At 67.9% G+C, this 17,074-nt stretch carries 20 protein-coding genes; 10 read left to right on the plus strand and 10 right to left on the minus strand.

Features of this window, described 5'->3' with window-relative positions; translation table 11 throughout:
• Window positions 1-64 precede the first annotated feature (64 nt).
• From ftsY to RTK35_RS08580, 5 genes are all read left to right on the plus strand, one after another.
• Window positions 65-1,564 carry a signal recognition particle-docking protein FtsY gene (gene ftsY / locus RTK35_RS08560; RefSeq protein ID WP_316907788.1) on the plus strand — a complete coding sequence of 500 codons (1,500 nt, stop codon included), beginning with the start codon at window positions 65-67 and terminating at the stop codon, window positions 1,562-1,564.
• A complete protein-coding gene (gene ftsE / locus RTK35_RS08565) occupies window positions 1,561-2,229 on the plus strand; it encodes a cell division ATP-binding protein FtsE (protein WP_044403625.1) in 669 nt (222 codons plus the stop codon). Before ftsY ends, ftsE begins: the two co-directional genes overlap by 4 nt.
• Window positions 2,229-3,248 carry a permease-like cell division protein FtsX gene (gene ftsX, locus RTK35_RS08570; RefSeq protein WP_316907789.1) on the plus strand — a complete coding sequence of 340 codons (1,020 nt, stop codon included), beginning with the start codon at window positions 2,229-2,231 and terminating at the stop codon, window positions 3,246-3,248. Before ftsE ends, ftsX begins: the two co-directional genes overlap by 1 nt.
• 114 nt (window positions 3,249-3,362) lie before the next feature.
• Window positions 3,363-4,217, plus strand: coding sequence for an RNA polymerase sigma factor RpoH (gene rpoH / locus RTK35_RS08575; RefSeq protein ID WP_044403623.1), 855 nt, complete (start codon window positions 3,363-3,365; stop codon window positions 4,215-4,217).
• 61 nt (window positions 4,218-4,278) lie between these two features.
• Window positions 4,279-4,884: a hypothetical protein gene (locus RTK35_RS08580; RefSeq protein WP_160480536.1), complete on the plus strand. Its 606-nt coding sequence runs from the start codon at window positions 4,279-4,281 to the stop codon at window positions 4,882-4,884.
• Here RTK35_RS08580 and mtgA read toward each other — a convergent pair whose 3' ends face one another.
• Window positions 4,885-5,628: a monofunctional biosynthetic peptidoglycan transglycosylase gene (gene mtgA / locus RTK35_RS08585; RefSeq protein ID WP_232060782.1), complete on the minus strand. Its 744-nt coding sequence runs from the start codon at window positions 5,626-5,628 to the stop codon at window positions 4,885-4,887.
• Between the two features lie 35 nt (window positions 5,629-5,663).
• Between mtgA and RTK35_RS08590 the strand changes: the two genes are divergently transcribed.
• The 5 genes from RTK35_RS08590 (at window position 5,664) to RTK35_RS08610 (ending at window position 9,426) form a co-directional block, all read left to right on the plus strand.
• A complete protein-coding gene (locus RTK35_RS08590) occupies window positions 5,664-6,041 on the plus strand; it encodes a DUF423 domain-containing protein (RefSeq protein WP_074967184.1) in 378 nt (125 codons plus the stop codon).
• Window positions 6,042-6,153: 112 nt separating this feature from the next.
• Window positions 6,154-6,354 (plus strand): sulfur carrier protein ThiS, encoded by a 201-nt coding sequence (gene thiS, locus RTK35_RS08595; RefSeq protein WP_044403619.1) that lies wholly within the window; start codon window positions 6,154-6,156, stop codon window positions 6,352-6,354.
• Between the two features lie 19 nt (window positions 6,355-6,373).
• Entirely contained in the window at window positions 6,374-7,168 is a 795-nt protein-coding gene (locus RTK35_RS08600) for a thiazole synthase (protein WP_044403617.1), read from the plus strand.
• A gap of 8 nt (window positions 7,169-7,176) precedes the next feature.
• Window positions 7,177-7,893, plus strand: coding sequence for a tRNA (guanosine(46)-N7)-methyltransferase TrmB (trmB, locus tag RTK35_RS08605; RefSeq protein ID WP_044403615.1), 717 nt, complete (start codon window positions 7,177-7,179; stop codon window positions 7,891-7,893).
• A 189-nt stretch (window positions 7,894-8,082) separates the two neighbouring features.
• Complete coding sequence (locus RTK35_RS08610; protein WP_044403613.1) at window positions 8,083-9,426, plus strand: DUF1329 domain-containing protein; 1,344 nt, start codon at window positions 8,083-8,085, stop codon at window positions 9,424-9,426.
• A 134-nt stretch (window positions 9,427-9,560) separates the two neighbouring features.
• Here RTK35_RS08610 and RTK35_RS08615 read toward each other — a convergent pair whose 3' ends face one another.
• The 9 genes from RTK35_RS08615 to RTK35_RS08655 all read right to left on the minus strand — a co-directional run bounded on the left by RTK35_RS08615 (window position 9,561) and on the right by RTK35_RS08655 (window position 17,033).
• Entirely contained in the window at window positions 9,561-9,884 is a 324-nt protein-coding gene (locus RTK35_RS08615) for a DUF3392 domain-containing protein (RefSeq protein WP_044403610.1), read from the minus strand.
• A gap of 16 nt (window positions 9,885-9,900) precedes the next feature.
• On the minus strand, window positions 9,901-11,106 hold the full coding sequence (gene hemW / locus RTK35_RS08620) for a radical SAM family heme chaperone HemW (protein WP_316907790.1): 1,206 nt from the start codon (window positions 11,104-11,106) through the stop codon (window positions 9,901-9,903).
• Window positions 11,103-11,696, minus strand: a complete 594-nt coding sequence (rdgB, locus tag RTK35_RS08625; RefSeq protein ID WP_142012834.1) for an RdgB/HAM1 family non-canonical purine NTP pyrophosphatase — start codon at window positions 11,694-11,696, stop codon at window positions 11,103-11,105. The genes hemW and rdgB overlap by 4 nt, the downstream gene beginning before the upstream one ends.
• A complete protein-coding gene (locus tag RTK35_RS08630) occupies window positions 11,693-12,112 on the minus strand; it encodes a DUF4426 domain-containing protein (RefSeq protein ID WP_044403606.1) in 420 nt (139 codons plus the stop codon). Before RTK35_RS08630 ends, rdgB begins: the two co-directional genes overlap by 4 nt.
• Window positions 12,113-12,129: 17 nt before the next feature.
• Entirely contained in the window at window positions 12,130-12,750 is a 621-nt protein-coding gene (gene metW, locus RTK35_RS08635) for a methionine biosynthesis protein MetW (protein ID WP_044403603.1), read from the minus strand.
• A 15-nt stretch (window positions 12,751-12,765) separates the two neighbouring features.
• Window positions 12,766-13,905, minus strand: a complete 1,140-nt coding sequence (locus RTK35_RS08640) for a homoserine O-succinyltransferase MetX (protein ID WP_142012830.1) — start codon at window positions 13,903-13,905, stop codon at window positions 12,766-12,768.
• A 95-nt stretch (window positions 13,906-14,000) separates the two neighbouring features.
• A complete protein-coding gene (locus tag RTK35_RS08645; RefSeq protein WP_316907791.1) occupies window positions 14,001-15,971 on the minus strand; it encodes a dynamin-like GTPase family protein in 1,971 nt (656 codons plus the stop codon).
• 172 nt (window positions 15,972-16,143) lie between these two features.
• Window positions 16,144-16,440, minus strand: a complete 297-nt coding sequence (locus tag RTK35_RS08650; protein WP_316907792.1) for a DUF167 domain-containing protein — start codon at window positions 16,438-16,440, stop codon at window positions 16,144-16,146.
• Window positions 16,440-17,033, minus strand: a complete 594-nt coding sequence (locus tag RTK35_RS08655) for a YggT family protein (RefSeq protein ID WP_074967194.1) — start codon at window positions 17,031-17,033, stop codon at window positions 16,440-16,442. The genes RTK35_RS08650 and RTK35_RS08655 overlap by 1 nt, the downstream gene beginning before the upstream one ends.
• Window positions 17,034-17,074: the final 41 nt, after the last annotated feature.

Genomic DNA, 17,074 nt, shown 5'->3' on the forward strand with positions numbered 1-17,074 from the left:
TTCCGGCGCGGCCAAGCTGTCGGGCCAGGCCCGCAGCGGCCGCTCCTTGAGATGCAAGCTACCCATGTTTGGTTCCAACGACGACAAGAAGACGCCGGCCGAGTCGGCCGAGAAAAAATCCCTGTTCGGCTGGTTCCGCCGCAAGTCCCAGGACGCGGCGCCGGCCCAGCCCGAGCCCACCCCTGAGGCCGCACCGGCCGTCGAAGCCGCCGAGGTTCCGACGCCCGCTCCGGCGCTCGAGTCGGTGAGCGCCGCCCAGCCCGAGCCGGTTGCGCCCGCGCCCATCGTCCCCGAGCCTGCTGCACCTGCACCTGCACCTGCACCTGCACCTGCACCTGCACCTGCACCTGCACCTGCACCTGCACCTGCACCTGCACCTGCACCTGCACCGGAAGTGGTCGCCCCCGCCGAGCCTACAGTGCCCGTCGAACCGGTTGCGCCGGTCGAGCCCGTCGTGGCCCAGGCCGAGCAGCCCGCTGCAGAGGCCCCCGCCGTAGAGCCCTCGCCGGCGCCGGTTGCCGTGCCGGTGGAGCCGCTGCCCGAGGTGGCGGCGGTCGTTCCGGCTGCCGAGGCTCAGCCCGTGGCCGAGGCCGTCCCCGAGGCGGCTGCACCGGTGGCCGCCGAGCCGGCCCGCGCCGGCTTCTTCGCCCGCCTCAAGCAGGGCCTGTCGAAGACCAGCGCCAGCATCGGCGAGGGCATGGCCAGCCTGTTCCTCGGGCGCAAGGCCATCGATGACGACCTGCTGGACGAGATCGAGACCCGCCTGCTGACCGCCGACGTCGGCGTCGAGGCCACCACCGCCATCGTCCAGAGCCTGACCCAGAAGGTCGCGCGCAAGCAGCTGGCCGACGCCGATGCGCTGTACAAGGCGCTGCAGGACGAGCTGGCCAGCCTGCTCAAGCCCGTCGAGCAGAAGCTGGTGATCGACAGCGCCAAGCGCCCCTACGTGATCCTCGTGGTCGGCGTGAACGGCGTCGGCAAGACCACCACCATCGGCAAGCTGGCCAAGAAGCTGCAGCTGGAGGGCAAGAAGGTCATGCTCGCCGCCGGTGACACCTTCCGCGCCGCTGCCGTCGAGCAGCTGCAGGTGTGGGGCGAGCGCAACAACATCGCCGTCATCGCCCAGCACACCGGCGCCGACTCCGCCTCGGTGATCTTCGATGCCGTGCAGGCCGCCAAGGCCCGTGGTGTGGATGTGCTGATCGCCGACACCGCCGGGCGCCTGCACACCAAGGACAACCTCATGGAGGAGCTGAAGAAGGTGCGCCGCGTGATCGGCAAGCTGGACGAGACCGCTCCCCACGAAGTGCTGCTGGTGCTGGACGCCGGCACCGGCCAGAACGCCATCAACCAGGCCAAGCAGTTCCACCAGGCGGTGAGCCTGTCGGGCCTGGCGCTGACCAAGCTGGACGGCACCGCCAAGGGCGGCGTGATCTTCGCCCTGGCCAAGCAGTTCGCCCTGCCGATCCGCTACATCGGCGTCGGCGAGGGCATCGACGACCTGCGCGACTTCGAGGCCGAGGCCTTCGTCCGCGCCCTGTTCGCCGAGCAGGAGCGCGCATGATCCGCTTCGAGCAGGTCGGCAAGCGCTATCCCAATGGCCATGTCGGCCTGCATGAACTGAGTTTCCGCGTCCGCCGGGGCGAGTTCCTCTTCGTCACCGGCCACTCCGGCGCCGGCAAGAGCACCCTGCTGCGGCTGCTGCTGGCCATGGAGCGTCCCACCACCGGCAAGCTGCTGCTGGCCGGGCAGGACCTTTCCACCATCACCAACTCCCAGATCCCCTTCCTGCGCCGGCAGATCGGCGTGGTGTTCCAGAACCACCAACTGCTGTTCGACCGCACCGTGTTCGACAACGTGGCGCTGCCGCTGCAGATCCACGGCCTGTCCAAGCCGGAGATCGCCAAGCGCGTGGGCATCGCCCTGGAGCGCGTGTCCCTGTCGGACAAGGCCGAGCTGTTCCCGGCCGACCTGTCCACCGGCCAGCAACAGCGCGTGGGCATCGCCCGCGCCGTGGTGCATCGCCCGGCCCTGCTGCTGGCGGATGAACCCACCGGCAACCTGGACCCGCGCCTGGCCGCCGAGATCATGGGCGTTTTCGAGGACATCAACCGCTTGGGCACCACGGTTCTGATCGCCAGCCACGACCTGGCACTGATCGCCCGCATGCGCCACCGCATGCTGACCCTGCAACGCGGCCGCCTGATCGGCGACGGGGAGGCCGGCTGATGAGCGCATCCCGCATGCCGCCGCCCAAGCCCGCCGAGCGCGTGGGCGCCACGGCCCGTCCCGAGGAGCCGCAGAAAGACGGCGATGACGGCCCGGATTTCCGCACCCTGCTGGCGGCCTGGCTGGAAAGCCACCGTGCCAGCCTGATGGACAGCCTGCGCCGCCTGGGCCGGCAGCCCATCGGCAGCTTCTTCACCAGCCTGGTGATGGCCATTGCCCTGAGCCTGCCCATGGGGCTGTCGCTGCTGCTCAACAACGTCGAACGCCTGGGCGGCTCCTGGCAGCGCGCGGCGCAGATCTCCCTGTTCCTGCAGATGGACGCCAGCGAAGCCGACGGCCGCAAGCTGCGCGACGAGATTGCCGGCATGCCCGACGTGGCCGAAGCCGAGTGGATCAGCCGCGAGCAGGCGCTGGAAGAGTTCCAGCAGCAGACCGGCCTGGGCCAGGCACTCAAGGAGCTGCCGGAGAACCCCTTGCCCGGCGTGATCCTGGTGACGCCCAAGGAAGTCGACAAGACCACCCTGGAAGCCCTGCGCCTGCGCCTGGCCGAGCTGTCCCGGGTGCAGCAGGCCCAGCTCGACCTGGTGTGGGTCGAGCGCCTGAGCGCCATCCTCAAGCTGGGCGAGCGTTTCATCTTCGGGCTCACCGTGCTGCTGGTGCTGGCGCTGTTGCTGGTGATCGGCAACACCATCCGCCTGCACATCGAGAACCGCCGGATCGAGATCGAAGTGATCAAGCTGGTGGGCGGAACCGACAGCTACGTGCGGCGTCCCTTCCTTTATATGGGCGCGCTGTATGGCGTGGGGGCCGGTCTGCTGGCCTGGCTGGTGCTGGCCTACGGGCTGGACTGGCTGAACGACGCCGTGGTGCGCCTGGCCGGTTTGTACGGCAGTGACTTCGCCCTTGCCGGCGTGCCGCTGGGCGACGGATTGTCGCTGTTGCTCGGCGCCATCCTGCTGGGCTACATCGGCGCCTGGCTGGCGGTGGCGCGCCACCTCAGCGAGCTGGCGCCGCGCTAGCAGAACCGCCCCGGGACGGGGCGGAAACGAGGGGTGTAACGAAACTTTTACGCCCCCTTGCAGTCATAAAGGCCAGTGCTACACTGCGCGAGCTTAGTGAATCGGAGGATTCGCATGACCACTTCCCTGCAACCTGTCTATGCCCTGGCCCCCGGTGCGAACCTGGATGCCTACGTGCATGCAGTCAACGGCATCCCGCTGCTGACGGTCGAACAGGAGCGCGAACTGGCCGAACGCCTCTTCTACCAACAGGATCTGGAAGCGGCGCGGCAAATGGTGTTGGCGCACCTGCGCTTCGTTGTACACATCGCCAAGAGTTATTCCGGTTACGGCCTGGCCCAGGCCGACCTGATCCAGGAAGGCAACGTCGGCCTGATGAAGGCCGTGAAGCGCTTCAACCCCGAGATGGGTGTGCGCCTGGTGTCCTTCGCGGTGCACTGGATCAAGGCCGAGATCCACGAGTTCATCCTGCGCAACTGGCGCATCGTCAAGGTCGCCACCACCAAGGCGCAGCGCAAGCTGTTCTTCAACCTGCGCAGCCAGAAGAAGCGCCTGTCCTGGCTGAACAACGAAGAAGTCCATGCCGTGGCCCAGAGCCTGGGCGTGGAACCCCATGAAGTACGCGAGATGGAAAGCCGGCTGACCGGCCATGACATGGCCTTCGACCCGGCGGCTGATGCCGACGACGACGCGGCCTACCAGTCCCCCGCGCACTACCTGGAAGACCACCGCTACGACCCGGCGCGTCAGCTGGAGGAAGCGGACTGGAGCGACAGCTCCACCGCCAACCTGCACGAAGCGCTGGAAGGTCTGGACGAGCGCAGCCGCGACATCCTCTACCAGCGCTGGCTGGCCGAGGAGAAGGCCACGCTGCACGACCTGGCCGCCAAGTACAACGTCTCCGCCGAGCGTATTCGCCAGCTGGAGAAGAACGCGATGAACAAGCTCAAGGGCTTCATCCAGGCCTGAGCCGTCGCATGATCGAAAGCCGCCCCAACGGGCGGCTTTTTTCTGCCCGGAGAAATCGACCATGGCGATGCCGTCCCTGCGCCCCGCCCACGGCGTGCTGTTTGTGCTGGTAGCCGTGTTGTTCTTCGGCCTGGCGATGTGGATGCAGCGGGGTGGCGAGCCCGCCGCCCCCCTGGCCTGCCTGGAAGCCTGGCAATCGCCGCTGCTGGAACCCATGGCCGAAGGCACGCTGACCCTGGCGGCGCTGGACGGCCAGGCTCACGGCGAGCTTTGGCTGCGTAACGCCGGCGAGGGGCCGCAACTGCTGTTCCGCAGCGAAGGGGAAGGCGAGGATGCCTGCAACCTGGAAGGTGAGCTGGCCCTGGACGACGCCGAGCGCGCGAGCCTGCTCAAGGCCCTGGGCGGACACTCTCCGGAGGGCGAGCAGCCCCTCAGCCGGCAGATGCTCGACCAACTGGGGCAGCACCGCTTGTCAGCCCTGGAAGTCCGCCCTCAGCAGCTGCCGGACGCGGAGCGGCTGGTGGCCAGCGTCGGCCAGCCCCGCCTGCGGCTCCAGTTGGGGGTGGGAGAAGCCTGGGTCTACCCGGTGGAAGGCCTGACTGCCCAGGTGGTGGATGGCCAGGTGCACCGCATCCGCGTGGTGCCACGCGCCACACTCAAGCAGTGATCAGAACGGTACGGCCGGCTTGAGCTGCTCCAGGTACTGGCTGCCCCCCAGCTGGCTCATCTGCTGGCGGATCCAGCCGGCGCGGCGGGCGACGTAGCTACCCGGGCGCCCGGCATTCCATTCCCGGGGGTTGGGCAGCACGGCGGCCAGCAGGCTGGCCTGGCGCCGTGACAGGTAGGGCGCGCCGATGCCGAAGTGGTGGCGCGCGGCGGCCTCGGCACCGAACACGCCATCACCCCATTCCACACTGTTGAGGTAGACCTCGAGGATGCGCTGCTTCGGCCAGAGCGTCTCGATCAGCACCGTGAACCAGGCTTCCAGCCCCTTGCGTAGCCAGCTGCGGCCGGACCAGAGGAACAGGTTCTTGGCCACCTGCTGGCTCAGGGTGCTGGCCCCGCGCAGGGAGCCGCCGCGCTCGTTGTGTGCCAGGGCAGCACGGATGGCGGGTACGTCGAAGCCCCAGTGCTCGGCGAACTTCTGATCCTCGGCGGCGATCACCGCCACCTTCAGGTCGTCGGGCAGTTCCTTCCAGGGGCGCCAGGTGCGCTGCAGGTCGATGGGTTCGCCATCGAACCACGACTCCACCTTGCGCTCCACCATGATCATGCTGCCGGGCGGCGGCACCCAGCGGAACAGCAGCACCAGCAGGACGGAACCGGCGGCGAACCAGATCAGCAGCTTGAACAGGCGACGACTCAGGGATCGGATCATGCGTGGCTTGGCCTGGGCGGGTTGGCGCGCCATTATAGCGGCCGCTCTCATCCTGTCTGGAGTGCCCAATGGCCCGGTTGTTCCTGCTGCTCGCCGCCTTCACCGGCTTCACCGGCGTCGCCCTCGGCGCCTTCGCTGCCCACGGCCTCAAGGCCCGGCTGAGCCCGGAGCACCTGGCGGTGTTCCAGACCGGCACCCACTACCAGCTGATCCACGCCCTGGCGCTGTTCGGCGTCGCCCTGCTCAGCCTCCACGCACCGGGGCGCCTGGTGAACGCGGCCGGCGGCTGCTTCGCCCTCGGCATCCTGCTGTTCTCCGGCAGCCTCTACCTGCTCACCCTCAGCGGCATCGGCAAGCTGGGCATCATCACCCCCTTCGGCGGCGTGTCCTTCCTGGCCGGCTGGCTGTGCCTGGGGCTCGCTGCGTGGCGCCTCGCCGCGCGCTGAAGCAGGCCTGACCCTGGCGTCAAAAAGCAGGACGAATGGCGTCATTCAGCCTTGGTCATCCCCAGGGTTCGGGGCTAGAATGCTGGCCCCCCAATGTTGTGACCGTCCCGTCATGCGCATCCAGTTGAACGGCGAATCCCACGAACTGCCCGACGGCCTGACCGTCGCGGACCTGATCGTCCGACTCGACCTGGCTGGCCGCCGTGTCGCGGTCGAGCTCAACCTCGACATCGTGCCGCGCAGCCAGCATGCCGCCACCGTCCTGCGCGATGGCGACCAGGTGGAAGTGGTACACGCCATCGGAGGCGGCTAGCCGCCCGCAAGGAGTCCACATGAGTCAGAAGCCGATCGACAAGCCATTCACCCTGGCAGGTCGGACCTATGAGTCGCGCCTGCTGGTCGGCACCGGCAAGTACAAGGACCTCGACGAGACCCGTCTGGCCATCGAGGCCTCCGGCGCCGAGATCGTCACCGTGGCGGTGCGCCGCACCAACATCGGCCAGAACCCCGGCGAGCCCAACCTGCTCGACGTGATTCCGCCCAGCCGCTACACCATCCTGCCGAACACCGCTGGCTGCTACGACGCCATCGAGGCCGTGCGCACCTGCCGCCTGGCCCGTGAGCTGCTGGATGGCCACAACCTGGTGAAGCTGGAAGTCCTGGCCGACCAGAAGACCCTCTTCCCCAACGTCATCGAGACCCTCAAGGCCGCCGAAGTGCTGGTCAAGGAAGGTTTCGACGTGATGGTGTACACCAGCGACGACCCCATCGTCGCCCGCCAGCTGGCCGAGATCGGCTGCATCGCCATCATGCCCCTGGCCGGCCTGATCGGCTCCGGCCTTGGCATCTGCAACCCCTACAACCTGCGGATCATCCTCGAGGAGACCCGCGTGCCCGTGCTGGTCGACGCCGGTGTCGGCACCGCCTCCGACGCCACCATCGCCATGGAGATGGGCTGCGACGCGGTACTGATGAACAGCGCCATCGCCCACGCCCAGGACCCGGTGATGATGGGCGAGGCCATGAAGCACGCCATCGTCGCCGGCCGCCTGGCCTACCTGGCCGGCCGCATGCCCCGCAAGCTCTACGCCAGCGCCTCCTCGCCGCTGGATGGTCTGATTCGCTGAGAACCTCCATGACTGAACAGCTGGATTCGCCGAACGAGAACGGCGAAGTACGCCACCGCACCATCAAGAGCTTCGTGATGCGCGCCGGCCGCATGACCGACGGCCAGCAGCGCGGGCTCGACCAGGGCCTGCCGCGCTTCGGCCTGGAGCTGGCCGACGGCCTGCAGGACTTCGACGCGGTGTTCGGACGCCGCGCACCGCGCACCTTCGAGATCGGCTTCGGCATGGGGCACTCGACCCTGGAAATGGCCGCTGCCTCGCGGGACGAGGACTTCATTGGCGTCGAGGTGCACCGCCCCGGCGTCGGCGCGCTGCTCAACGGCATGCTGACCCAGAACCTCGACAACATCCGCGTCTACACCTGCGATGCCCTCGAAGTCCTGCGGGACTGCGTCGCCGACGCCAGCCTCGACCGCGTCCTGCTGTTCTTCCCGGACCCGTGGCACAAGGCCCGCCATCACAAGCGCCGTATCGTCCAGCCCAGCTTCGCCGAGCTGGTGCGTAGCAAGCTCAAGGTCGGCGGCGTGCTGCACATGGCCACCGACTGGGAACACTACGCCGAGCACATGCTCGAGGTGATGAACGCCGCCCCGGGCTACCGCAACCTCGCCGAGGACGGCCGCTACGTGCCGCGCCCCGAAGAGCGCCCGGTGACCAAGTTCGAACGCCGTGGCGAGCGCCTCGGTCACGGTGTCTGGGACCTGAAGTTCCAGCGCATCGACTGATCCACCGCAGTACCCGCCCCGTGCCCTGGCAGCACGGGGCATCCAGGAACGACCCCATACACAGACCGGGACCACCCGGCCGCCAGGACGGCACCCCTCACCTGATCCGACACTGAACAGGCCCCGCCCCGCCGGCGGTGGCACAAGAACAAGAGCGACGCCACCCGTGAGCGCCGCGAGGAGAAGGCTGTGTTGAGAAAGTTAGCAATTCTGCTGCTGGCGTCCTGCGCCCTGCAGGCCCAGGCCAAGGTCGACGCCGACCAGGCCGCGCGTTTGGGAGGGGAGCTGACGCCGCTGGGCGGCCAGCGCGCCGGCAACGCCGAGGGTTCCATTCCCGCCTGGGACGGCGGCCTGTCCACCCCGCCCGCCAGCTACCAGCCGGGCATGCACCACCCCGATCCCTACGCCGGCGAATCGCCCAAGTACGTGATCACGGCCCGCAATGCCAGCCAGTACGCCGCGCACCTGCCTGCCGGCCTGAAAGCGCTGGTGGAGACCTACCCCGACTATTCCATCCGGGTCTTCCCGACCCACCGCAGTGCGGCCGCCCCCCAGCGCATCTACGACGCGACTCGCCTCAACGCCCTCAATGGCGAACTGATCGCCGGCGGCAACGGCGTGCAGGGCGTGGCGGCGGGCATCCCGTTCCCGATCCCGGCCAGCGGGCTGGAGGTGATCTGGAACCACATCCTGCGCTACCGCGGTGACCAGATCCATTTCGTCACCAACCAGGCGGCGGTGCTGGCCAACGGCAGCTACAACCTGCTGAAGCTGGATCGCAACATCTACTTCGTCTACGGCCGCGACGGCGTGACCCCGAAGGACCTGGAAAACACCATCTTCTATTACAAGTACGCGGTGGTGGCCCCGGCCAAGCTCGCGGGCTCGGCGCTGGTGGTGCAGGAAACCCTCGACCAGGTGCTGTCCATCCGCAAGGCCTGGCGCTTCAACCGGGGCGAGCGTCGCGTCCGCCGCCTGCCGATGCTGGCCTACGACACCCTGCAGCCGGACACCAACGGAATGGCCACCGCCGATGTGGTCGACTCCTACAACGGCGCGCCGGAACGCTACGACTGGACGCTGGTGGGCAAGCAGGAAATGCTCGTGCCGTACAACAGCTACGCCGTGCACCAGAAGGGCATCCCCTACGATCAGATCCTCAAGACCAAGTTCGTCAACCCGGACCTGCTGCGCTACGAGCTGCACCGCGTCTGGATCGTCGAAGCCTCGCTGCGCAAGGGCTTCACCCACCCCTACGCCAAGCGCCGTTTCTACATCGACGAGGACAGCTGGCAGATCCTCGCGGTGGACCTGTACGACAAGGACGGAAAACTGACCGGTCTGCAGGAAAGTCACCCGATCAGCTACTACGATGTCCCCATGTTCGGCAGCACCCTGGAGACCATCTACGACTTCGCCGGCTCGCGCTATTTCGCCGATGGCCTGGACAACAACGAACCGATGTACGACTTCAAGGCGCCCCTCGGCCCGCGTGACTTCACGCCCCAGGCCCTGCGCCGCGAAGGCAACTGATATTCCGGCCTGCCTGGCCACGCTCCAACCGCCCTTCGGGGCGGTTTTTTATTGCCGCTGATTCCCGGGGCGAAGGGCCGTCGACTTCGTTGGGCGCTTTGGGATGCACCCTGCCTGGCAGGCAGGGCCCGGACTCAGCTCCGATCAGCCAGGACGCCGATCAGGAAGAACACCAGGAGCAGCACGGGGGCCAGGGTGTAGTTGTTGAAGTAGCCCAGGCCCTTGGCCAGCCAGGGCGTGAGGAAGATCATCGCCAGCCCGTAGCCCAGTGCGCAGAGGGTGACGAACAGCAGGGTGCGGAAGAGGAAGTTGAGCCCGCCGATGCGCTGCTGGATCCAGGCGTTGATGCCCGGGCCGAGCAGCACCAGCAGGGTGGCCATGATGGCCAGGGAGATGTCGTAGAGGTGGCCACGGCTCCAGCGCGAGAGGGTGGCTACCAGGTCCAGGATCAGGTCCATCGATCGTCCTTAGCCCTCAGGGCAGGAAGCGTTGCAGCAGGTCGTTGAGAAACAGCTGGCCCTTGGGCGTGGCCGCCAGGCGCGCGGGGTCGGCCTGGAGCAGGCCCTGGGCCTCGGCCTCGCGGCGTGAAGCTGCCAGGTCGGCCAGGGGCAGCCCGGTGCGCTGGGGGTAGAGCCCGGCGGGAACGCCGTCGGTGAGGCGCAGGGCGTTCATCAGGAACTCGAAGGGCAGCTCGTCGGCGTCCAGCTCCCGTGCGCCGGCCTGGAAGGCCTTGGCCGGGTCGAGGTAGTCCTTGGGCAGGCGGGTCTTCCAGGTGCGCTGGATGCGGCCCTCGGGGCTGCTCAGCTTGGCGTGGGCGCCAGCGCCGATGCCGAGGAAGTCGCCGAAGGTCCAGTAGTTGAGGTTGTGCCGGGCCTGGCGCCCGGCGCGGGCGTAGGCGGACACCTCGTACTGGGCGTAGCCGGCCTCGGCCAGGAGGGCCTGGCCGGCTTCCTGGATGTCCCACAGCAGGTCGTCTTCCGGCAACTGGGGCGGCTGGGACCAGAACACCGTGTTCGGCTCCATGGTCAGCTGGTACCAGGAGAGGTGGGTCGGCCCCTGGGCGATGGCGGTGCGCAGGTCGTACAGCGCGTCCTCCAGGCTCTGGTCCGGCAGGCCGTGCATCAGGTCCAGGTTGAAGTTGTCGAAGCCGGCGTTGCGCGCCATGTCGGCGGCGCGGATCGCCTCGCTGCCGTCGTGGATGCGTCCCAGGGCCTTGAGCTTGTCGCCCTGAAAGCTCTGCACGCCGATGGACAGGCGGTTGATGCCGAGCTGGCGGTAGGCGGAGAACTTGGCTTGCTCGAAGGTGCCCGGGTTGGCTTCCAGGGTGATCTCGATGTCAGGGGCGAAGGGCACCCGGCGCTCGATGCCTTCCAGCAGCCGGCCCAGGGCCGCGGCGCTGAACAGGCTGGGGGTGCCGCCGCCGAAGAAGATCGAGGTCAGCGGGCGGCCGTGGACGTGGACGAGGTCCTGTTCCAGGTCCGCCAGCACGGCGTCGACGTAGTCCGTCTCAGGCAGCTCCGGGCCGGCGGCGTGGGAGTTGAAGTCGCAGTACGGGCATTTGCGCACGCACCAGGGGATGTGCACGTAGGCCGCCAGGGGCGGTAGCTGGAAGCCCTGGGGCAGGTGCTCCGGTGCGTCGGGTGTGGCGTGCGACGCGGGGCTTCCGGCGTCCGGCTTCATATCCCCAACCGCTGCTTGAGCAGGGCCATGGCGCGGGCACGGTGGCTCAGGCGGTTCTTGTCCGCCGGGGCCAGTTCGGCGGCGGAGGCGTTGCATTCGGCGACCCAGAACAGCGGGTCGTAGCCGAAGCCGTGCTCGCCGCGTGCCTCGAAGAGGATGCTGCCGCGCCAGAGGCCCTCGCAGAGGATCGGCAACGGGTCGTCGGCGTGGCGCATCAGCGCCAGGGAGCAGATGAACTGCGCACCACGGCCGGCTTCCGGTACGTCCTTCAGGGCGTCCAGCAGTTTGGCGTTGTTGGCGGCATCGCCCTGGCCACCGGCGTAGCGCGCGGAGTAGATGCCCGGCGCGCCGCCGAGGACGTCCACCGCCAGGCCGGAGTCGTCCGCCAGGGCCGGCAGGCCCGAGACGCGCGCGGCGTTGCGGGCCTTGAGGATGGCGTTCTCGACGAAGGTCAGGCCGGTTTCCTCGGGTTCGACGTCGCTGAACTCGCCGATGGAGCGCACGCGCACGCTGTCACCCAGCATGGCCTGGAGTTCCTTGAGCTTGCCGGCGTTGTGACTGGCCAGCACCAGTTCCTTGAAGGGCATCATTCGTCTGGGAAGAATTCCTGGTCGAAGGTGAAGGTGTGCGGGGCGCCGTCGCCCTGCTGCACCGTGAGGGAGAAGTTGAGCATTTCGCGCTGGGTGAAGGGGAACTGCGCCAGGTAGTAGATGGCGCCCCCTTCGCTGACCTGGCGGAAGGCCAGGGGCGTGACCTTGCCGAGCAGGTCCTTGACCTGGCCGCTGACCTGGGCGGTGCTGGGCTTGCCGGCCTTGAGCACGGCGATGTTCACCACGCCCTGGGTCTTGCTGCGCACCAGGCCGGCTGCGGCGGCGATGTCCGGCTGCAGGAAGCCGGAGTTGAAGGCGCTGTAGTGCACGTCGAGCTCGCCGAAGGTCTGTTTGCGCTCCGCGACGGCGGGCAGGGACAGGCAGAGGGCGAAGAGGCAGAAGATGAGGCGGCGCATGGTGAAGGTCCTCCAGGTCAGATCGCGATGCGGCTTTCAGGCAGGCCGGGGCCACTGACTCGATAGATGCCGATTTCGCCCAGCAGGTTGGGCCACAGCCGGCTCGGCAGATTGTGCCTGTGCAGGCGGTCGACGGCCAGGCGATCCAGCACCCGCACCCTGAGGTCCTGACAGAGGGCCTCGAAGTCATGGAAGGTGCAGAAGTGGATGTTCGGCGTGTTGTACCAGGTGTAGGGCAGGAAGTCGGAAACCGGCATCCGCCCGTTGCGCGCCAGGTACCAGCGGCAGCGCCAGTGGCCGAAGTTGGGGAAGGTGATGATGCACTCGCGGCCGACGCGGAGCATTTCCTCCAGCAGCTTGTCCGGGTAGTGCACGGCCTGCAGGGCCTGGGTCATGACCACCACGTCGAAGCTGTTGCTGGCGAAGTTGCCGAGGCCCTTGTCCAGGTCCTGTTCGATGACGTTGACGCCGTTCTGCAGGCAGCGGGCGATGTTGTCCGGGTCGATCTCCAGGCCGTAGCCGGTGACCTCCTTGTGGTCACGCAGCCAGGCCAGCAGGTCGCCGTCGCCGCAGCCCAGGTCGAGCACGCGGCTGCCGGCGGGGATCCAGTCCTTGATGATTTCGAGGTCGGCTCGCACGGGAGGGCTTCCTAGTCAGAGGGCGATGCGGTTCATGTAGCCGCTGAAGGCCTGCAGATAACGCGGGATCGGTATGAGGAAGGCGTCGTGGCCCTGGGGCGCGTCGATTTCCAGGTAGCTGACGTTCTTCCGCGCGGCGGTCAGGGCGTCGACGATCTCCCGCGAGCGGGCCGGGGAGAAGCGCCAGTCGGTGGTGAAGGACATCACCAGGAAGTTCGCCTTGGCCGCCGACAGGGTACGCGCCAGGTCACCGCCATGGGCGGCGGCGGGGTCGAAGTAGTCCAGCGCCTTGGTCATCAGCAGGTAGGTGTTGGCGTCGAAGCGCCCGGAAAACTCCTCGCCCTGGTAGCGCAGGTAGCTTTCCACCTGGAACTCGACGCTGTGGAAGTCGTAGTTGAGCTTCTCGCTCTTCAGGCCACGGCCGAATTTCTCGCCCATGGCGTCGTCGGAGAGGTAGGTGATGTGGCCGACCATGCGCGCCAGCATCAGGCCGCGCTTGGGGATCACGCCCTGTTCCTGGAAGTGCCCGCCGTGGAATTCCGGGTCGGTGAGGATGGCCTGGCGGGCCACCTCGTTGAAGGCGATGTTCTGGGCCGACAGCTTGGGCGCCGAGGCGATGGCCAGGCAGTGGCGGACGCGGTCCGGGTAGCTGATGGTCCACTGCAGCGCCTGCATGCCACCGAGGCTGCCACCTACCACCGCGGCCCACTGGCCGATGCCCAGGGCGTCGGCGAGGCGGGCCTGGCTGTGCACCCAGTCTTCCACCGTCATCACCGGGAAGTCGGCGCCATAGGGCTTGCCGGTGGCCGGGTTGAGGCTGGAAGGGCCGGTGGAACCGTTGCAGCCGCCGAGGTTGTTGAGGCTGACGACGAAGAAGCGTCGGGTGTCGATGGCCTTGCCGGGGCCGATGCAGCTGTCCCACCAGCCGGGCTTGCGGTCTTCCATGCTGTGGTAGCCGGCGGCGTGGTGGTGGCCGGACAGCGCATGGCAGATGAGGACCGCGTTGCTGCGGCTGGCGTTGAGTTCGCCGTAGGTCTCGTAGACCAGTTCGTAGTCGGTGAGGGTGCGGCCGCAGGCCAGCGACAGCGGCTCGCTGAAGCGCTGCACCTGGGGCGTCACCAGGCCGACGGAGTCTTCGGGAATGACGGTGGGCATCGCAACCGCTGCTCTTTTTTCAGGAAGGGCGCCAGTCTAAAGAGCACCGCAGCACCCGGCAAGCGCGCGGCTGCGCGTGCCGGGAGGGGGTTGGATCACTGCTGGCGGGCCACTCGCGGCAGGGTGACCACCTTGCCCTGGCGCTGGATCGGCGCCGGGCGGCGCAGGGCGCGGAGCATGTCGTTGGCCTGGCTGAGCTGGCGTTCCAGTTCGTCCACGTAGCGGGTCAGCTGGAGCACGCGCTGGCGGGCCTGCTGGGTGTCCTGGGCGAGGGCCTTGAGGCGCAGCATGTGGGTTTCCAGCAGCTGCTTGTGCTCCAGGGTGTTCTGCATCAGCGGCATCAGCGCTTCGGCGGCCCATTGGCCGACCTCCTGCCGCAGGCGCTGGTGCAGGCCGATCACTTCCTGCACCAAGGTGGAGAAGAAACGCCGGGTCAGCAGGCGCTGCTCGGTGAGCAGGGTCTTCAGGTGCAGGCGGAACTGATCGCCCTTCTGCCGCAGTTGCCCCAGTTCGCGGTAGTAGCGGGTGAGGTCGAACTGTGGCGCGTCGACGCCCTGCAGCGGGCTTTCCTCGTTATGCCGGCGGTACAGCGCGGCGACCATGCGGTTGGCGGCATCGGCCTCGTGGTCGAGGGCGTGCAGGTCGGTCTCCACGGCACGGAAGAAGTGCAGGATGGCCTTGTTGATGCCGACGGTGGTCCAGCTGCCGGTCAGGTCGCGGCGCACGCGCGCCAGGTGTTCCTCCAGGCGCTCGGGGCGCACGGCGGCGCGCAGCAGCTCGCCTTGGCGCTTGACCAGGCGCTGGTTGGTCTTCAGACCCAGCAGCCGGCGATGGTGCCGGGCGTGGTCTTCCTTGGTGCGGGCGGTCAGCTCGAACAGCAGCTGGCCGTTGTCGTTCTGGTGGGTGCTGAGCAGCGCCTGCTGCTCGCGGACCTTCTCCAGGCGCAGGTTGAGCACGTGCTGGCTGTTCTGCAGCAGCGCCAGGACCTGGTTGACCACGCGGGTCTCCAGCAGGCGTTCCTTCTGGGCGACGATGCGCTCGCAGAGCAGGCGCTCGAGGTTGGCCATCTGGCTGCGGGCAAGCAGTTCGTCGTCCTTGCGCACCTTGGCCAGCAGGGCCTGCTTGGCCGAGAGCGGCAGCACGTCCTCGCGGCGGATGCCGAGCTGGCGGGCGGTGGCGTCCTGGATCTGGCGGATGGCGTTCTGCACGAAGGTCTCGCCGGCCAGGTCGTCCCAGAGCACGTCGATCTTGTTCAGCACGGCGAACAGGCTGGTCTGGGTGTCGTCATCCAGCTGGCGGATGTGTTGCAGCCAGATGTCCATGTCGCTGGCGGTCACGCCGGTGTCGGCGGACAGCAGGAAGATCACCGCCTGGGCGGCGGGCAGCATGGACAGGGTGAGTTCGGGTTCGGCACCCAGGGCGTTCAGGCCGGGGGTGTCGAGGATGCGCAGGCCCTGGCGCAGCAGCGGGTGGTCGAAGTTGACCATGGCGTGGCGCCAGGCGGGTACCAGCACCATGCCGGGACGGCCGGCGGGTTCCAGGGTGTCGGGGTGGAAGCCGAGCTGGATGGCCTGCTCCACCGGCATCGGCTTGGTCTTGGCCACCTGGGTGAAGGCCTGGACCATGTTGTCCGGGTCGCTGGTGTCCAGGGGGATGTTCACCCAGTGGCGGGGGATGCGCTTGAACTGGGCGACGCTGGCCGAGGCGGTGCGGGTCTCGATGGGCAGCAGGCGGATGTAGGGACGTTCCGAGCGCGGGTCGTGGAACAGCTCGGTGGGGCACATGGTGGTGCGCCCGGCCTGGGACGGCAGCATGCGCTGGCCGTACTCGGAGAAGAACAGGCTGTTGATCAGCTCGGTCTTGCCGCGGGAGAACTCACCGACGAAGGCCAGGGTGATGTGGTCGGTGCGCAGCAGGCGCAGGGCGCGCTCGAGCTTGTCCTGCACGGCGGCGGTGCTCAGGCGGCTGTGTTCCAGCCAGCTGCGGTAGCGGGTGATTTCCCGCATCAGCTCGCGCTTCCAGGCGACGTAGGCGTCCACCTGCTGACTCAGTCGTTCCATGCTCATCCTGGCTCTCCTTCCGCTCACGCGTCCTGCGTTCAGAAACTAAGGGGGGAACTCGACAACGATGGTACGGCCGTCTCGACAGCGGGCCGATGCCTGGGCGGGCGTTGGGCAATTATCCGCCGTCCCGGCTGGCCGTCAATCGAGCGGCTTCACAGTCCCGCCTTAAGGTCTGTCAGGGTTGCCGAGCGGTCAGGCCGGGCAACTCCGGCAGGGTGTGCGGGGTGCGGATGCGCACGCGCTTCTGGCGGTTCAGCTCGCCGCCTTCCAGGCTCACCTGGCTCTTGGCGACGCCGAAGGCGTCGGCGAGGAAGGCCATCAGGTGGGCATTGGCCCGGCCTTCGATGGGCGGCGCGGTGAGGCGGATCTTCAGGCGATCCCCGTGCAGCCCGGCGAACTCGTCGCGGCTCGCCTTGGGCTGCAGGTGGCAGGCGAGGATCAGGTCCTCGCCATCCCAGCGGAACCAGCTCATCAGAGGAAGGGGCTGAGCTGCGGCGGCATCTGGGTCATGGCGGCCAGGCCGCCGATGACGAAGCGATCCAGCAGGTTCAGCGCGATGAAGGCGAAGATCGGCGAAATATCCAGCCCGCCCAGGTTCGGCAGCAGCTTGCGGAAGGGGGCCAGCAGCGGCTCGCAGATCTGGTTCACCAGCTGGGCGCCGGGGTTGTAGCTGCCCGGGGAGACCCAGGAGAGGATCACGCTGATGATCATGGCGAAGAAGAACACCTTGAGGAACAGCGAGGTGATGCTGATCACCGACCACACCAGCAGCTGCGGCAGCGCGCCCAGGGGGTTGGCGCCCATCAGCAGCACCACCACGATCATCAGCAGCCATTGCAGCAGCACGGCCAGCACCAGGGAGGCCAGGTCGAGCCCGCCGAGGCCGGGGATGACCTTGCGCAGCGGGTTCAGCAGGGGCTTGGTGGCCCGCACCACGAACTGGCTGAGGGGGTTGTAGAAGTCGGCCCGTACCAGCTGCAGGATGAAGCGCAGCAGTACGACCAGCAGGTAGAGGCTGCCAAGGGTCTGGATCACATAGATCGCGGCGGAGGCGAGTCCGGTCATTGGGCGTTCCTTGTGGAGGTGGGCGCACGGCCAGCGGGGGT

The sequence above is a fragment of the Pseudomonas sp. zfem003 genome (genome assembly GCF_032621675.1).
Classification (GTDB): Bacteria; Pseudomonadota; Gammaproteobacteria; order Pseudomonadales; family Pseudomonadaceae; genus Metapseudomonas; species Metapseudomonas otitidis.

Excerpts from the sequence above, each read along its gene's own strand:
- ftsY (WP_316907788.1), top strand. The coding sequence starts at position 65 with ATGTTTGGTTCCAACGACGACAAGAAGACGCCGGCCGAGTCGGCCGAG.
- ftsE (WP_044403625.1), top strand. The coding sequence starts at position 1,561 with ATGATCCGCTTCGAGCAGGTCGGCAAGCGCTATCCCAATGGCCATGTC.
- ftsX (WP_316907789.1), top strand. The coding sequence starts at position 2,229 with ATGAGCGCATCCCGCATGCCGCCGCCCAAGCCCGCCGAGCGCGTGGGC.
- rpoH (WP_044403623.1), top strand. The coding sequence starts at position 3,363 with ATGACCACTTCCCTGCAACCTGTCTATGCCCTGGCCCCCGGTGCGAAC.
- RTK35_RS08580 (WP_160480536.1), top strand. The coding sequence starts at position 4,279 with ATGGCGATGCCGTCCCTGCGCCCCGCCCACGGCGTGCTGTTTGTGCTG.
- mtgA (WP_232060782.1), bottom strand. The coding sequence starts at position 5,628 with ATGGCGCGCCAACCCGCCCAGGCCAAGCCACGCATGATCCGATCCCTG.
- RTK35_RS08590 (WP_074967184.1), top strand. The coding sequence starts at position 5,664 with ATGGCCCGGTTGTTCCTGCTGCTCGCCGCCTTCACCGGCTTCACCGGC.
- thiS (WP_044403619.1), top strand. The coding sequence starts at position 6,154 with ATGCGCATCCAGTTGAACGGCGAATCCCACGAACTGCCCGACGGCCTG.
- RTK35_RS08600 (WP_044403617.1), top strand. The coding sequence starts at position 6,374 with ATGAGTCAGAAGCCGATCGACAAGCCATTCACCCTGGCAGGTCGGACC.
- trmB (WP_044403615.1), top strand. The coding sequence starts at position 7,177 with ATGACTGAACAGCTGGATTCGCCGAACGAGAACGGCGAAGTACGCCAC.
- RTK35_RS08615 (WP_044403610.1), bottom strand. The coding sequence starts at position 9,884 with ATGGACCTGATCCTGGACCTGGTAGCCACCCTCTCGCGCTGGAGCCGT.
- hemW (WP_316907790.1), bottom strand. The coding sequence starts at position 11,106 with ATGAAGCCGGACGCCGGAAGCCCCGCGTCGCACGCCACACCCGACGCA.
- rdgB (WP_142012834.1), bottom strand. The coding sequence starts at position 11,696 with ATGATGCCCTTCAAGGAACTGGTGCTGGCCAGTCACAACGCCGGCAAG.
- RTK35_RS08630 (WP_044403606.1), bottom strand. The coding sequence starts at position 12,112 with ATGCGCCGCCTCATCTTCTGCCTCTTCGCCCTCTGCCTGTCCCTGCCC.
- RTK35_RS08640 (WP_142012830.1), bottom strand. The coding sequence starts at position 13,905 with ATGCCCACCGTCATTCCCGAAGACTCCGTCGGCCTGGTGACGCCCCAG.
- RTK35_RS08645 (WP_316907791.1), bottom strand. The coding sequence starts at position 15,971 with ATGAGCATGGAACGACTGAGTCAGCAGGTGGACGCCTACGTCGCCTGG.
- RTK35_RS08650 (WP_316907792.1), bottom strand. The coding sequence starts at position 16,440 with ATGAGCTGGTTCCGCTGGGATGGCGAGGACCTGATCCTCGCCTGCCAC.
- RTK35_RS08655 (WP_074967194.1), bottom strand. The coding sequence starts at position 17,033 with ATGACCGGACTCGCCTCCGCCGCGATCTATGTGATCCAGACCCTTGGC.